At 34.1% G+C, this 13895-nt stretch carries 12 protein-coding genes; 5 read left to right on the top strand and 7 right to left on the bottom strand.

Features of this window, described 5'->3' with window-relative positions:
- Window positions 1-498: 498 nt before the first annotated feature.
- The gene (rnr, locus tag LB449_RS13105; RefSeq protein ID WP_224455576.1) at window positions 499-2721 is read right to left on the bottom strand and encodes a ribonuclease R; all 2223 of its coding nucleotides are present in this window, start codon (window positions 2719-2721) and stop codon (window positions 499-501) included.
- Between the two features lie 411 nt (window positions 2722-3132).
- Between rnr and LB449_RS13100 the strand changes: the two genes are divergently transcribed.
- The 4 genes from LB449_RS13100 (at window position 3133) to LB449_RS13085 (ending at window position 5777) form a co-directional block, all read left to right on the top strand.
- Window positions 3133-3372 carry a putative signal transducing protein gene (locus LB449_RS13100; RefSeq protein ID WP_224455575.1) on the top strand — a complete coding sequence of 80 codons (240 nt, stop codon included), beginning with the start codon at window positions 3133-3135 and terminating at the stop codon, window positions 3370-3372.
- A gap of 624 nt (window positions 3373-3996) precedes the next feature.
- Entirely contained in the window at window positions 3997-4428 is a 432-nt protein-coding gene (rpiB, locus tag LB449_RS13095; protein ID WP_224455574.1) for a ribose 5-phosphate isomerase B, read from the top strand.
- Window positions 4429-4434: 6 nt separating this feature from the next.
- The gene (locus LB449_RS13090) at window positions 4435-5331 is read left to right on the top strand and encodes a cation diffusion facilitator family transporter (RefSeq protein ID WP_224455573.1); all 897 of its coding nucleotides are present in this window, start codon (window positions 4435-4437) and stop codon (window positions 5329-5331) included.
- Window positions 5331-5777 (top strand): GNAT family N-acetyltransferase, encoded by a 447-nt coding sequence (locus LB449_RS13085; RefSeq protein ID WP_224455572.1) that lies wholly within the window; start codon window positions 5331-5333, stop codon window positions 5775-5777. Before LB449_RS13090 ends, LB449_RS13085 begins: the two co-directional genes overlap by 1 nt.
- 196 nt (window positions 5778-5973) lie before the next feature.
- Here LB449_RS13085 and LB449_RS13080 read toward each other — a convergent pair whose 3' ends face one another.
- The 3 genes from LB449_RS13080 to LB449_RS13070 all read right to left on the bottom strand — a co-directional run bounded on the left by LB449_RS13080 (window position 5974) and on the right by LB449_RS13070 (window position 9196).
- Window positions 5974-7593, bottom strand: a complete 1620-nt coding sequence (locus LB449_RS13080) for a S41 family peptidase (RefSeq protein ID WP_224455571.1) — start codon at window positions 7591-7593, stop codon at window positions 5974-5976.
- On the bottom strand, window positions 7590-7946 hold the full coding sequence (rnpA, locus tag LB449_RS13075) for a ribonuclease P protein component (RefSeq protein ID WP_224455570.1): 357 nt from the start codon (window positions 7944-7946) through the stop codon (window positions 7590-7592). Before rnpA ends, LB449_RS13080 begins: the two co-directional genes overlap by 4 nt.
- 68 nt (window positions 7947-8014) lie before the next feature.
- On the bottom strand, window positions 8015-9196 hold the full coding sequence (locus tag LB449_RS13070) for a phosphoglycerate kinase (protein WP_224455569.1): 1182 nt from the start codon (window positions 9194-9196) through the stop codon (window positions 8015-8017).
- Window positions 9197-9276: 80 nt separating this feature from the next.
- Between LB449_RS13070 and LB449_RS13065 the strand changes: the two genes are divergently transcribed.
- Entirely contained in the window at window positions 9277-10416 is a 1140-nt protein-coding gene (locus tag LB449_RS13065; protein ID WP_224455568.1) for a DNA polymerase III subunit, read from the top strand.
- Window positions 10417-10465: 49 nt separating this feature from the next.
- Here LB449_RS13065 and LB449_RS13060 read toward each other — a convergent pair whose 3' ends face one another.
- From LB449_RS13060 to mnmG, 3 genes are all read right to left on the bottom strand, one after another.
- Entirely contained in the window at window positions 10466-10987 is a 522-nt protein-coding gene (locus LB449_RS13060) for an OmpH family outer membrane protein (RefSeq protein WP_224455567.1), read from the bottom strand.
- Window positions 10988-11174: 187 nt separating this feature from the next.
- On the bottom strand, window positions 11175-11996 hold the full coding sequence (locus tag LB449_RS13055; RefSeq protein ID WP_224455566.1) for a class I SAM-dependent methyltransferase: 822 nt from the start codon (window positions 11994-11996) through the stop codon (window positions 11175-11177).
- 22 nt (window positions 11997-12018) lie between these two features.
- Window positions 12019-13890 (bottom strand): tRNA uridine-5-carboxymethylaminomethyl(34) synthesis enzyme MnmG, encoded by a 1872-nt coding sequence (mnmG, locus tag LB449_RS13050; protein WP_224455565.1) that lies wholly within the window; start codon window positions 13888-13890, stop codon window positions 12019-12021.
- Between the last annotated feature and the right edge of the window lie 5 nt (window positions 13891-13895).

The following is a 13895-nucleotide window of genomic DNA, read 5'->3' as shown; positions in this document are numbered from 1 at the left end:
ATCAACGTTTGAAAATACATTTTCACGATGCTAATCGCAAAAGACTTGAGCACTAGCGTGCCCATATCATCCTTTTTTAACTTCAGAACTACATCCGTTCCAAAAAGGCGTCTCAATTAAATGCAACTGGTTATATGTTTATAAAAATACACGTTTATTTAAATAAATTACGGGATAAACGCATGTTTTTATAAAGTTTATTCAGTGGTTTGGGTTCATATCAAGCTAACTCATCCCCTTCAAACCTCATCCTCACCAGGCTGGATCTTGTGGCTAACGTATAGCCTTAAGCAATGTATCGGAAAGCTTAAAAGTTAACCAAGGCAAATTCAGAATAAAAAAAACAAATAGCGAATAAAGACCCTGAAATAAATTCAGGGTGACAATACTTACTTTTACTCGTTATGAAAACGTAAAAAAGGCTATTTAATGAGTTTGAAAACCCATTAAATAGCCTTTTACTATAAATTTCAGGTATTAAATACCTATTTATTGCATTTATTCGTTTTCTATCTCGACTTCGTCTACAGAACCCAGCAATTCAAAATCGATAGTGCGTTTCACCAAATCGGCTTTTTTGACGCGTACGTAGACTTCGTCACCGAGTTGGTACATTTTCTTGGTGCGACGGCCAATAATGGCGTAGTGCTCTTCATTGAAGTCGTAGTGATCGTCTGAGATGTCTTTGAGTCGGGTCATGCCTTCGCATTTGTTCTCGATGATCTCGATAAATATACCAAAGTCGGTTACACCAGAAATCACCCCTTTAAATTCGGTTTCTGCATGATCCTGGATGTATTTTACCTGCATGTACTTGATGGAATCCCGCTCCGCATTGGTGGCCAGTTTTTCCATCTCGCTGGAATGCTTGCATTTGTCTTCATACTCGGTTTCGCTGGCACTTGGCTCGTTGTCCAGATAGCGTTGTAGCAATCTGTGCGCCATCACATCGGGATACCGACGGATAGGCGAGGTAAAGTGAGAATAATAGTCGAATGCGAGACCATAATGTCCTATATTTTCGGTGGAGTAATAGGCTTTACTCATGGTACGAATCGTCAAGGTATCGACTAAATTTTGTTCTTTTTTGCCTTGTACATCTTCCAAAAGAGAGTTTAATGCACTAGCGATATTTTTCTTATTATGGATATTGATGTTGTAGCCAAATTTTGAAATCACCGTATTTAAAGCTTCCAATCTATCGTCTTTGGGTTCGTCGTGACACCGGTACATAAAAGTTTTTGGTGGTTGGCGTTTGCCAATAAATTCAGAAACTTTTCGGTTGGCGAGCAACATAAATTCCTCAATCAGCTTGTTGGCATCCTGACTAGTCTTCACGTAAACCCCTTGTGGGTTGTTGTCTTCATCCAAATGAAATTTGACTTCCACTTTATCAAATGAAATAGCACCTTCCTGCATGCGCTTTTTACGCATGGTTTTGGCTAGTGTATTTAAGGTGGTGACCGCCTCCAGAATCTCTGGCTGAACTTCATAGTCTTTTTTGGTCAAGGAAACCTGTGCAGGGATGTGTTTATCTTCAGAATCGATTAGGTACTGAGCTTCTTCATAAGCAAATCGAGCATCGGAATAAGTGACTGTACGTCCGAACCATTCACTTTTCACTTCACCTTTAGGATTTAATTCGAACAAAGCAGAAAAGGTATATTTTTCTTCATTTGGTCGTAGAGAACACGCTCCATTGGAAAGAATTTCTGGCAACATCGGTACCACGCGATCTACCAGGTAGATGGACGTCGCTCTATTGTAAGCTTCATCATCCAAAATAGTTCCTGGTTGTAGATAATGTGCTACATCGGCAATGTGAATACCAATTTCAAAATTACCATTGTCCATTTTTTTGAAACTCAAAGCATCATCAAAATCTTTGGCATCGGCAGGATCTATGGTAAAAGTTAAGGTATCTCTAAGATCTCTTCGTTTTTTAATTTCAGACGGATGAATTTTAGTGTCAATACCATTGGCAAATTCTTCTACTTCTGGTGGAAATTGTTCTGGTAAACCGTAACCGGCAAGAATAGCGTGCATTTCTGTTTCATGCTCGCCAGGAACTCCAAGTACTTCAGTGATTTCTCCTTTTGGAGAATCATCTTTGTCTTTCCACTGCAAAATGCGGACTTTAACCAATAAGCCATCCTTGGCATCATGCATTTTATCATTAGGGACAAAAATATCGGTGTACATTTTGGAACTGGACACCACCACAAAACCAAACTTTTCCTGCTTGTGTAAGACACCTACAAAATCGGTTTTATTTCTGGTAAGAATAGACACCACTTCCCCTTCAGACTTGGCATGTTCACGTTTTTTGAAAACATAAATTTTGACTTCATCCCCGTCTAGAGCGTGATTCAAATTTTTATTGGAAATGTAGATATCATTCTCCATATCTTCTACAATGACATAAGCATCTCCACGAGACGTCATATCGATGATTCCAGTATGGAAATCTTCTAAACCATCAAACTGAAACTTTTTGTCTTCTACATGCTTAAGTTGACCTTTAGCAGTCAATTGACCCAAAAGACGAATAACTTTATTTCTTGTTTTGGTATCTTCTATTTTTAGTTTTTCTAAAACATATTTATAATCAAAACTCTTTTCTGATTGCTTTTTAAATAGGTCTAGAATTTTTTTGGATAAACCACCATCCGGATTGGCTGGGGCTTGGAAAGGTTTTTTGCCTTTTTTCTTTTTACTCATAAGTTGTTAAAATATTCTTCGCTAAATGTAATATATTATAATTGTTTTGCGAAGTTGGTGAACTAAATCTTTGTTAAACCCTTTGTTTGAAGTATTTAACAATTTGATGATGTTAAAATTTAAATTATTTGACTTTCGTTCAATTCATATTGTTAATATTATTATAATTTTACTTGATATTTATTACAATGTCAAAATCTGCAAAAATATTCTTCGTCTTCATACTTATCTATCTGATAGGTTTTTTTGCTATATATCTATATATAAAATTATTTCTCGATGAAAAGAATTACGCTATTGATATGGGATTAAAAGAATCTATATCGTATGTATCAACTTTGCTTTAAGATTCTTTAAAACTGCCATAAAGTTGTAACTAAGCTGATTATATTTCTTACTTTTAAAATAAAAATGAACAACTTCATAAAGTTGGCTGTATTTACTTATCCTCACGAATATACCATACTTAAACTCTTATTGGAAAAGGAAAACATCAGATACTTTTTTCAAAACGAAACGGTAATAGGTGTCATCCCATTTTACTCGAACGCTCTAGGAGGAATTTTTCTTAAAGTACATCCAGAAGATCTCGAAGAAGCTAAAGCAATTTTAGAAGATTATAATTTTGAAAATCATCTACACATCGTCTAGATTATCTTGAATTCTACACGATTTCAATTTCACCAAAACCCTTTGCTTTTTCCACTTATCCACACTCTATAATATTATTATCTTTTTTTTATTAAAATTTAAATTAAACATGATGACTATTATTGCTCGTGTATAACTGGATAACTTTTTCAAAATTCATTTTGATTTTCATTATCCTTAGTTTATCCACAATTTAAAAATAATTTATTTGAATCTAAAAGTCTGATTTTCATTTCTATTTGATTTAGTTATCCACATTCTTATTTTGAGTTTACACATTACTTCAGGAATAACTTTTTTAGGATTTGGTGTGGATAACTTCTAAAAGTGAACGCAAAACTTTTTTGAAATTCATACTCTAAATATTTTGTTAATTCAGTTTATTATCTACCTCCATTTTTTGTTTGAATTACAAAATAATAGAACTATTTTTTTTACCTAAGTTATCCACACTTTTTACAAAACTGAAGTCTATAAAGTCCCTTTCTAAATGAAGTTATCCACAATTCTTTATACTTTTAATCAAGTTGTTGTAAATCAGTGTTTTACTTTTAATCCAGTCCTTGTCATATTAGTAATGAATTAAATCCTAACTTTGTTTTTTCAATTCTTAAACTGAACATAATGACAATCTCAATCGGAAATGACCACGCCGGAACAGACTATAAATTTGCTATACAAAACTACCTATTATCTCAATCTATAGAAATAATTAATCACGGAACGGATTCAGCAGAAAGTGTTGATTATCCAGATTTTGTGCATCCGGTAGCAAATGACGTGGAAACTGGTACGTCTGATTTAGGAATCATTATTTGCGGTAGCGGGAATGGTGCAAATATGACTGCCAACAAGCATCAAGGTGTTCGATCTGCATTATGTTGGAATTCCGAATTGGTGGCCCTCGCAAAACAACACAACAATGCCAATGTATTGAGTATTCCCGCCAGATTTGTATCTGTTAAAGAGGCTCTCCAATTTGTAAAAGTTTTTTTGGAGACTCCTTTTGAAGGTGGCCGTCATGAAAGAAGAGTAGAAAAAATTGCATGTCAATAATTTATTTTGAGTCATACACATTCACACCAGCGTTCACAAAAGAATTTATTTTTTTCTATTATTCTCAATATCTTCATTACGGTTTCTCAAATCGTTGGTGGATTTTTGAGTGGGAGTCTGGCTTTACTGTCCGATGCACTTCATAATTTTACAGATGTTGTCTCCCTTATTATAAGTTATGTAGCTGCCAAGTATTCTAGTAAAAGCGCTACCTCCAATATGACTTTTGGATACAAACGTGCAGAAATTATAGCTGCTTTTATAAATTCCGCAAGTTTAATAATCATTGCCATTATCCTTATAAAAGAATCCGTTATTCATTTCTTTGATCCAAAAGTGATCAATTCCGATCTTGTCATTTGGCTTTCTGCTTTAGCAATTGTAGGGAATGGCATTAGCGTTCTACTTCTTTTAAAAGACAGAAAAACCAACATGAATTTGTCTTCGGCTTATTATCACTTGTTGACAGACATGCTTGCTTCTGTTGCTGTACTTGGTGGTGGTTTGTTGATGAAATTTTATGGCATTTATTGGGTAGATAGTGTACTTACTTTTTTAATCGCTGTTTATCTTATCTATGTTGGTTTCAAACTCTTTAAAAATTCTTTTAGTGTTTTGATGCTCTTTACACCTAGTGATATAGAGATCCAGTCAATTGTGGCTAAAATAAATTCATTACCTCTTGTTAAAAACATGCACCATGTGCATATTTGGCAATTGAATGAAGTTGAATTGCATCTCGAAGCAGAAATTGATTTCGAAGAAGACATTTCCTTATCTAAATTTGATGAAATCCTCGAAAGCATTGAACATATTCTGCTAAACGAATATGGGATCAACCATATTACTATACAGCCAGAATTCAATAAATCTGACAATAAAAACATTATAGTACAAGACTAATGACTCAAAAAATTCTTCTTTTCTCTGAACTTACTACTCAACAGACTTATGATATTTTACAATTAAGATCTGAAGTTTTTGTTGTAGAACAGGATTGTGTTTATCAGGATATAGATGGTAATGACGATAAAGCTTTTCACGTTCTATTTTATGATAAAGATATTCTGGTTGCTTACTCCAGAATTTTACCCCCAGGAGCATATTTTGATGAATTGAGTATAGGTAGAGTCATTGTAAAAGCAACCCACAGAAGCCAAAAGTTTGGTCATGAATTAATGAAAGCTAGTATTGAATTTGCTCTTGCTAAATTTCCAAAATCTTTGATCAAAATTTCTGCTCAGCAGTATTTGATCAAGTTTTATGAAAGCCACGGTTTTATAATTTCAGGCGAAGGCTATCTTGAAGATGGTATTCCTCACATAGGTATGAAGCTTGTAAGTCACTAATTCGCACAATTCACAAAAAGCCCACACTCTGGACTTAACATGACCCGCTGAAGTGGTATTTTTGATGGTATCCATCTTAGAAACCCTTACAATTGTATTTTCTGTTGAAATAGGCTTAGTGAGTTCTTTATATTGAGCAAGTTGCTATATAGACATTTAGTTTCCTTTGATATATGGTCTTTTAATTCTTCTTTATTCATCGACCTAAGATCTTATTGTAATCTTGACTAGCATTAAGTATGTTAACAGCCTGTTTTATGACTTCTCCCTGTTCGGTATAATAAGCATATACCGCTTCATCATATCCTAGTTTTCTCAACACATTTTCTGTAATCAATTTATCTAAAGTTTCAGTTTCATTTTGAAAGGCTTTTTGCTTTTCTTCATCAAGCTGTCTTTGAAGATCTTCTAAAGAGTTTTTAATTGAATTGATATAATTTTCAGATGTAGCCATTTCTTTTAGTTCATCTATTTTTTTATCAGTATCGGATTCATATTCAAAACCTATTTTTTCAATATAATCTCTAAATTCTTTTACAATTTTCCTGTTGGTTTCAAAATTTTCAATGTTCAATTCTTTGTTTCTATTGACATAATCAATTGAAAAATCAAAAATTAAATTTTCTTTTTTCAACGCTTTTATCAGTTTACTCTCTTTCTCTATGTTTACCTCTATATCAGGATTGACACCTCCTCCATCGTACACACTTCGTCCATTTCTTGTTTTGAATTCGGTGTATTCACTTTCATCTTTTCTGATGCTTTCTCCATCGCGATAATCCAATGCTTGTATACATCTGCCACTAGGCGTATAATACCTTGAAATGGTAATTTTTGCCTGGGTCCCATAGTTTAGTTTTTTAGGTCTTTGCACAAGCCCTTTACCATAACTTCTACTGCCAATTATGACACCTCTGTCCAAATCCTGAATGCTTCCAGAGACGATTTCACTGGCTGAAGCAGAATTCTCATTTATTAAAACTGCTACCGGGATTTCCGTGTCTATAGCCTTGTTTTGAGTGGTATATGTAGAATTGTATTTTTCTATTGCTGATTTTGTAAATGTGATTAAAGTTCCTTTTTTAATAAAAACATTACTCACATTTACCGCTTCAGAAAGTAAGCCTCCCGGGTTATTTCTTAAGTCTAAAATAATCTGAGTTGCCCCTTCCTTTTTCAAATTTTGTAAAGCTTCAATAACTTCTGAAGAGGCCGTTCTTGTAAATTGAGATAACACAATATATCCTGTTTTACCCTCTAAAAGCTCTGAATGTGGAACAGCTTTATCTTTAATAACTCCTCTTTTTAAAGTTATAGTTTTTATAGTTTCATTCCTTTTCAGTTGGAGAACAACCTCCGTATTTGGTGAGCCTTTCAGTAATTCTCCCGCATCTTCATTGTAATCTTTTACTTCAATGTCTCCAATTTTTATGATTTTATCTCCAATTTCCAGTCCCGATAGATCTGCTGGTGAGTTTTTTATCAAATTCTTGATGACAATAGATTCTGGAGTTGAGGTTATTTCAGCACCAATACCCGTATAACTTCCAGAGTTTTTTATTCTGGCATTTTGGATCTCCTGTTCATTCCAATATACGGTATAAGGGTCTAAATCGTTCAGCATTGCTTCTATTGCCGTATTCATAAGCTCTGCTGGATTCACTTGATCCACATAATTCATATTTACTTCTTTGTACAGATTTGTAAATATTTCTATCTGTTTAGCTATTTCAAAGAAGTCATTCTTATAACTAGTGAACCCATAACTCGTGAGTGCAGCTACAAACGTTAATAGTAAAAGCTTTAAATTTCTCATTGTAATTCTTTAAAAAGTGATTTTACGGTTTCTTGTATATCTTTAGAAGTCATCTCTTTTTTTCCTATAAATATGATCATCATGGCATACTTACTATCGGTGTTCTGTAGTTCTGCTTTATTTAATCTGTAAGCCTCCCTCAATTGCCTTTTAATACGTATTCTGTCTACAGCTTTTTTAAAATTTCGTTTTGAAACACTTACTCCAACTGAATGAGTATCGGTATTTTGCAAAACAAACCTAATAAGGATTGGATATGATTTTATTGTTTTCCCTTCATCAAAAACCTTCTTTATCAGTTTCCTAGATTTTAATTTTTCCTTCTCAGGATAAGTAAAGGATTTTAAATTCATTTGTTTAAACTAAAAAGCAATATCTCTGGATTAAAGATATTGCTTTTGATATTAAATATGTGTGTTATCTATTTTAATGCATCAATACCAGGAAGACTTTTTCCTTCTAGCATCTCCAGCATCGCTCCACCACCAGTAGACACGTAACTCACCTTTGTATCAAAGCCAAATTTCTTTGCAGCAGAGACACTATCACCTCCACCAACTAATGAAAAAGCACCTTTTTCCGTTGCTTCCGCAATAGCCTCTGCAAGTGCAATGGTTCCTTTTGAAAATGTGTCCATTTCAAAAACTCCAAGCGGACCATTCCATAAAATGATCTTGGATTGATGGATAACTTTTGCAAAATTCTTTCTGGATTCTGGACCTGCATCCAATCCCATCCATCCTTCAGAGATATTCTTAATATCTTCTATTTTGGTTTCAGAATCGTTATCAAATTCTTGAGTGACAATGCTATCTACTGGTAAATGGATTTGAACATCTTGTTCTTTTGCCTTCTTTAAAATATCAAGAGCCATGTCCTGTAAATCATCTTCTACAAGAGATTCTCCTATTTTACCACCTTGAGCTTTTATAAAAGTAAATGCCATACCACCACCAATAATCAAATGATCTACTTTAGGTAAAATGTTTTCAATTACCGTTATTTTTGATGACACTTTAGCTCCACCAAGTACAGCTGTAACTGGCTTTTCAGTTGAATTCAATACTTTGTCCAGGCTTTCTATTTCTTTCTGAAGCAAAAGCCCCATGGCCTTATCTTCAAAATATTTCGCAACAATTGTGGTGGAAGCATGAGCTCTATGAGCAGTCCCAAATGCATCGTTGACATAAATATCTCCTAGATTTGACAACTTTTTTGCAAACTCTTCATCACCTTTCTTTTCTTCTGAGTAAAATCTTAAGTTTTCCAATAATAGAATTTCACCCGGTTTCAAAGCTGAAGCTGCCTCCTCTGCCTTTTTACCAATGCAATCTTCTACAAACTTCACTTTTACGCCTATGACGTCGGATACCGCTGAAACAATATGCTTCAGTGAGTACTTTTCTTCTTTTCCTTCAGGTCTTCCTAAGTGTGACATTAAAATTGCACTACCGCCATCTTCAAGGATCTTTATGATAGTAGGTTTAGCACCTTCGATTCTACTTCTATCAGCTACTTCAAACTCCTTATTTATTGGCACATTAAAGTCTACTCGTATTAGGGCTTTTTTATCTTTGAAGTTGAAATCTTTAATAGTTTTCATATTGAATTATTTTAATTTGCAATCCTCAAATTTACTTAATTAATTTTCCAAAACCTTATAAGCTTTGTTATTTTAGCCACATGACATTCGATAGTATTTTAGGCCTAAGCCATCTCAAAAACCACCTGAGGAACAGTATAAGCAATAACAGAGTCCCACATGCTCAACTTTTTGTTGGTTACACTGGATCAGGACCTCTCCCTATGGCTATTGCTTATGCTAGAGAATTGATGCTTCATTATTCTGCACAAACAAGATGGAGTTCTATCAATAATATGATGGATCAATTGACGCATCCCGATTTACATTTTGTTTATCCTATTAATAAAACACCTAATTCTCCCAAAAAACCAGTCTCCAAAGATTTTATTACAGAATGGAGAGATTTTATTGCTCAAAATTCCTATCAGACGCTTTATGATTGGTATTCTATTATTGGAATAGAAAAGAAACAAGGCTCTATTAATGTAGACGAAGCCACTGATGTGGTAAAATCTTTGTCTTTGAAATCTTACGAGGGTGGACCTAAAATTATGATTGTTTGGTGTGCAGATAAAATGAACACGGCAACCTCCAATAAATTATTAAAACTCATAGAAGAACCCCCAGAAAACACTTTTTTTATTTTAGTCACTGATTCACCGGAGGACATATTACAGACCATACAATCCAGATGTCAGAGACTTGACTTTCCCCCACTCGGAGAAGCTGACCTGGTTGAAGGCTTATTGACAAAATTTGATATTTCAGAAAAAGATGCCATAAAGATATCACAGCAAGCTGACGGTAGTTTTTCTAAAGCGATGCACCTTGCTGAAGATAACTCTGACGATGAAAAGTTTGAAAAGTGGTTCATCATGTGGGTTAGAAGTGCTTTTCGTGCTAAAGGGAATAAACATGTTGTTACCGATTTACTCGATTGGTCAGATGATTTGGCTAAGGAAACTAGAGAAACCCAAAAGCGCTTTTTAGATTATTGTATACAGTTTTTTCGCCAGGCGCTACTTAATAATTACAATGCAAAATCACTTGTTTTTTTATCACCTTATGATAGTAAATTCAAGTTCGATAAGTTTTCAGAATTTATATCTGGAGCAAACATTACGGAAATATTTGAAGTCCTCGAAGAAGCCATTTTTCATATAGAAAGAAATGGAAATGCAAAAATGATCTTTTCTGACTTATCTTTCCAATTGACTCGATATTTACACAAAAAATAAAGCCAACTTTGAAGTTGGCTTTATTTCATATTAATAAAATTTATTTAGATTATTCAGTCTCCATATCCTCTCGACCTGAATTTATTTCTTCCAACACCTCTTCAGTGATATCCAAACCTTCTTTGGCATACATGATGTTTGCAGATTCATTTGATCCAAAAATATAGGCATAACCTTTTTCCTCTCCATATTCAGATACCAAATCTTTTACTTCAGTAATCAATGAATCGATCGCCTGATCACTTTCCTGTCTTAGCATTTGGCTTTGTTGTTGTTGACGCTGTTGAAGTCTTTGTTGCTTTTGCATCAATTCACTTTGTCTTCGTTCTCGATCTTTGGTAGACATTCTGTTCATTCCTTCTTGAAATTCCTGAACTTCTTTTTGAAACTCGCCAGCAACAGAATCTAATTCTTCTGATAATTTTTGGCTTTTTTTCTCAAACCTAGCTTCAGTAGTTTTCATTTTGTAATAGTCCTGAATTAATACAGTGTTATCTACGTATGCAGTTTTATCTTGACCACATGACATTAGTAATAGAATTACTGCTAAGCTTAAAATTGATTTTTTCATGGTTTATTTAATTTTGGCAAATGTAAAAAAAGATGTCTCAGTACAATAAATTTATTATGATTATAAAAACTTATATAATTTTTGTATTTTATAGTTTACTATTATAGTTACTACCTCACTTTTATTCAATTTAAGAGCTTTTAATTTTTGCTTGATGTAATTGGCCATAATAGAGTATTAACGCTCTCTATGATCTTTTTTGAAGCAAAAACAGGTTAGATGAGTACTCTTTAGACCATAAAGCTGAGATATTTGAAATTAAACCTCTCCAAATACCTTTAGCTTTTGAATTTCCCTTATATGTCTCAGATACCATCGAAATGTAAAAGGCGTCAAATGACATTGGTCTTATTTTTATTGATTCTAAATTATGTTTTTCAGCTAAGACTTTTATATTTTCTCTACTGAAATGCCACAGGTGTCTGGGTACATCCCAGGCAGCCCATTTTTCCTTATAATAATTGGCATCGTACGATTTATAATTTGGTACAGCAATTAATAAAAGTCCTTTCGAATTTAATTTTGAAATTAATTCTTTTAAAGTTCTATTGTAATCATCTACATGTTCTAAAACATGAAATAAAGTAATGGCATCAAATTCTTTATCGATAGTTTCTAAATCTCTGTGTACTTCAATTTTATTGTTTTTAGCTTTCTGAAAAGCAGTTTGATTTGGTTCCACTCCCTCCGCCTTTATTTCTTTCGTCTTTAGATAATTTACAAAATCTCCAGTACCACAACCAAAATCTAAAACTGTCTTAATTTCACTTTGATGATCTCTAAGCAGATTAAACTTTGTTTTGAACATTCGTCTTTTCACTAGATTATAGATCCTGTGAATGAACGTTCTTTTATTTGATTGATGAGAAATATAATCACCAAAATTATAATACTCAGCAAGATTTTCGGGCCTCGGATTTGTCTTTAAAACCCCGTTTTCATCAACTATTAAATTGAATTCATCTTTAGTAAACGCCTCGTCTCTTAGTTCTAATTTAGAATAATCCATACGCATTGTTCCACGTGGAACATTATCTTCCCATGTGAACTAAAAGAACTGAAACATCACTCGGATTTACTCCACTAACCCTTGAAGCTTGTGATACTGTCCTGGGTTTGATCTTCGTCAGTTTTTCTCTTGCTTCAAATGACATTGATTTTAATAATGAATAATCAAAATGCTCGGGAATCCTTACATTCTCAAGACGATTCAGTTTATCCGCATTCAATTTTTCCTTTTCAATATACCCAGCATATTTTACCTGCACTTCAACCTGTTCTAATACCTCATTATTCAATTCATGTTCAGTGACAAAGTTTTCTACGCTCTCCAGTTTCATCATGTCTTGCATGGTAATATTTGGTCGAGCAAATATTTTAAATAATTTTCCTTGCTGATCTACATGAGCTGAATTTTTTCCCTCAAGTATGGGATTGATTTCATCTGTTGTTACACTTTGCTCTTTAAAAAATTTAACGAAGGCATCAGATTTTCTCTGTTTCTCCTCCATCAACTTCATGCGTTCTGAGCTTGCTAATCCTATATCAAAACCTTTAGCTGTTAATCTGAAATCAGCATTATCCTGCCTTAATAAAGTTCGATATTCCGCTCTCGAGGTAAACATTCTGTAAGGCTCTTCTGTTCCTTTGGTGATTAAGTCATCAATCAATACTCCTATATATGCTTCACTTCTTGATAATGTGAATTCTTCTTTTTCTTGAACTTTTAATGCCGCATTAATTCCTGCGATTAATCCTTGAGAAGCTGCTTCTTCATATCCTGTTGTTCCATTGATCTGACCAGCAAAATACAAACCATCAACTAGCTTAGTTTCTAAAGTATGCCTTAATTGTGTTGGCGGAAAATAGTCGTATTCAATAGCATATCCAGGTCTGAAAAATTTTACATTTTCAAATCCAGCACACTGCTTTAAAGCTTTAAATTGGATATCCTCTGGAAGCGAAGTAGAAAATCCATTGACGTAATATTCTACCGTATTCCATCCTTCAGGTTCAACAAACATTTGATGTCTGTCTTTATCTGCAAATCTGTGAATCTTGTCTTCAATACTTGGACAATATCTTGGACCAGTACTTTTAATAGACCCATTAAACATTGGAGATCTGTCGAATCCTTCTTTTAAAATATTATGTACTTCTGTTGAAGTATAAGACATCCAACAGCTTCTTTGTTTCTCAAGCGGTTTGGTTTCATTAGAATATGAAAATTTCCATGGTTCTTCGTCTCCTGGCTGTTCTATCATTTTAGAAAAGTCAAGCGATCTTCCATCAACTCTTGGTGGCGTTCCTGTTTTCATTCGTCCAGCTTCAAATCCAATATCTTCAAGTTCTTTAGTGATTCCAAATGAAGCTCTCTCTCCTGCTCTTCCTCCCCCGAAATTTTTATCACCGATATGGATTAAACCATTTAAAAAAGTTCCATTGGTAAGGATGACGGTTTTGGCTTTTATCTCAAGTCCCAAAGATGTCTTTACACCCTTTACGATGTTGTTTTCTATGATTAGACCTGAGACCATCTCTTGATAAAAATCAAGATTTTCAGTTTGCTCAAGTCTTTCTCTCCAGTGTTGTGAAAAAAGCATTCTATCACTTTGAACCCTTGGACTCCACATTGCGGGTCCTTTGGATTTATTCAGCATCTTAAATTGAATTGCACTTGTGTCTGACACCAAACCGCTGTATCCGCCAAGGGCATCTATTTCTCTTAATATTTGTCCCTTAGCAATTCCGCCCATGGCTGGATTACAAGACATTTGCGCGATGTTTTGCAAATTCATGGTCACCAGTAAGGTATTGCTTCCTATATTTGCGGCCGCTGCTGCTGCTTCACTTCCTGCGTGACCAGCTCCTACTACAATAACATCATACGTATCTTTAAACATAATTT

This window comes from Psychroflexus lacisalsi, from assembly GCF_020164495.1.
GTDB classification, from domain to species: domain Bacteria; phylum Bacteroidota; class Bacteroidia; order Flavobacteriales; family Flavobacteriaceae; genus Psychroflexus; species Psychroflexus lacisalsi.
Note: the sequence above shows the minus strand (reverse complement) of the source record. Positions and strands in the feature narration are given on the sequence as shown.

Coding starts and splice junctions, on each gene's coding strand:
- rnr (WP_224455576.1), bottom strand. CDS start 2,721: ATGAGTAAAAAGAAAAAAGGCAAAAAACCTTTCCAAGCCCCAGCCAAT.
- LB449_RS13100 (WP_224455575.1), top strand. CDS start 3,133: ATGAACAACTTCATAAAGTTGGCTGTATTTACTTATCCTCACGAATAT.
- rpiB (WP_224455574.1), top strand. CDS start 3,997: ATGACAATCTCAATCGGAAATGACCACGCCGGAACAGACTATAAATTT.
- LB449_RS13085 (WP_224455572.1), top strand. CDS start 5,331: ATGACTCAAAAAATTCTTCTTTTCTCTGAACTTACTACTCAACAGACT.
- LB449_RS13080 (WP_224455571.1), bottom strand. CDS start 7,593: ATGAGAAATTTAAAGCTTTTACTATTAACGTTTGTAGCTGCACTCACG.
- rnpA (WP_224455570.1), bottom strand. CDS start 7,946: ATGAATTTAAAATCCTTTACTTATCCTGAGAAGGAAAAATTAAAATCT.
- LB449_RS13070 (WP_224455569.1), bottom strand. CDS start 9,196: ATGAAAACTATTAAAGATTTCAACTTCAAAGATAAAAAAGCCCTAATA.
- LB449_RS13065 (WP_224455568.1), top strand. CDS start 9,277: ATGACATTCGATAGTATTTTAGGCCTAAGCCATCTCAAAAACCACCTG.
- LB449_RS13060 (WP_224455567.1), bottom strand. CDS start 10,987: ATGAAAAAATCAATTTTAAGCTTAGCAGTAATTCTATTACTAATGTCA.
- LB449_RS13055 (WP_224455566.1), bottom strand. CDS start 11,996: ATGGATTATTCTAAATTAGAACTAAGAGACGAGGCGTTTACTAAAGAT.
- mnmG (WP_224455565.1), bottom strand. CDS start 13,890: ATGTTTAAAGATACGTATGATGTTATTGTAGTAGGAGCTGGTCACGCA.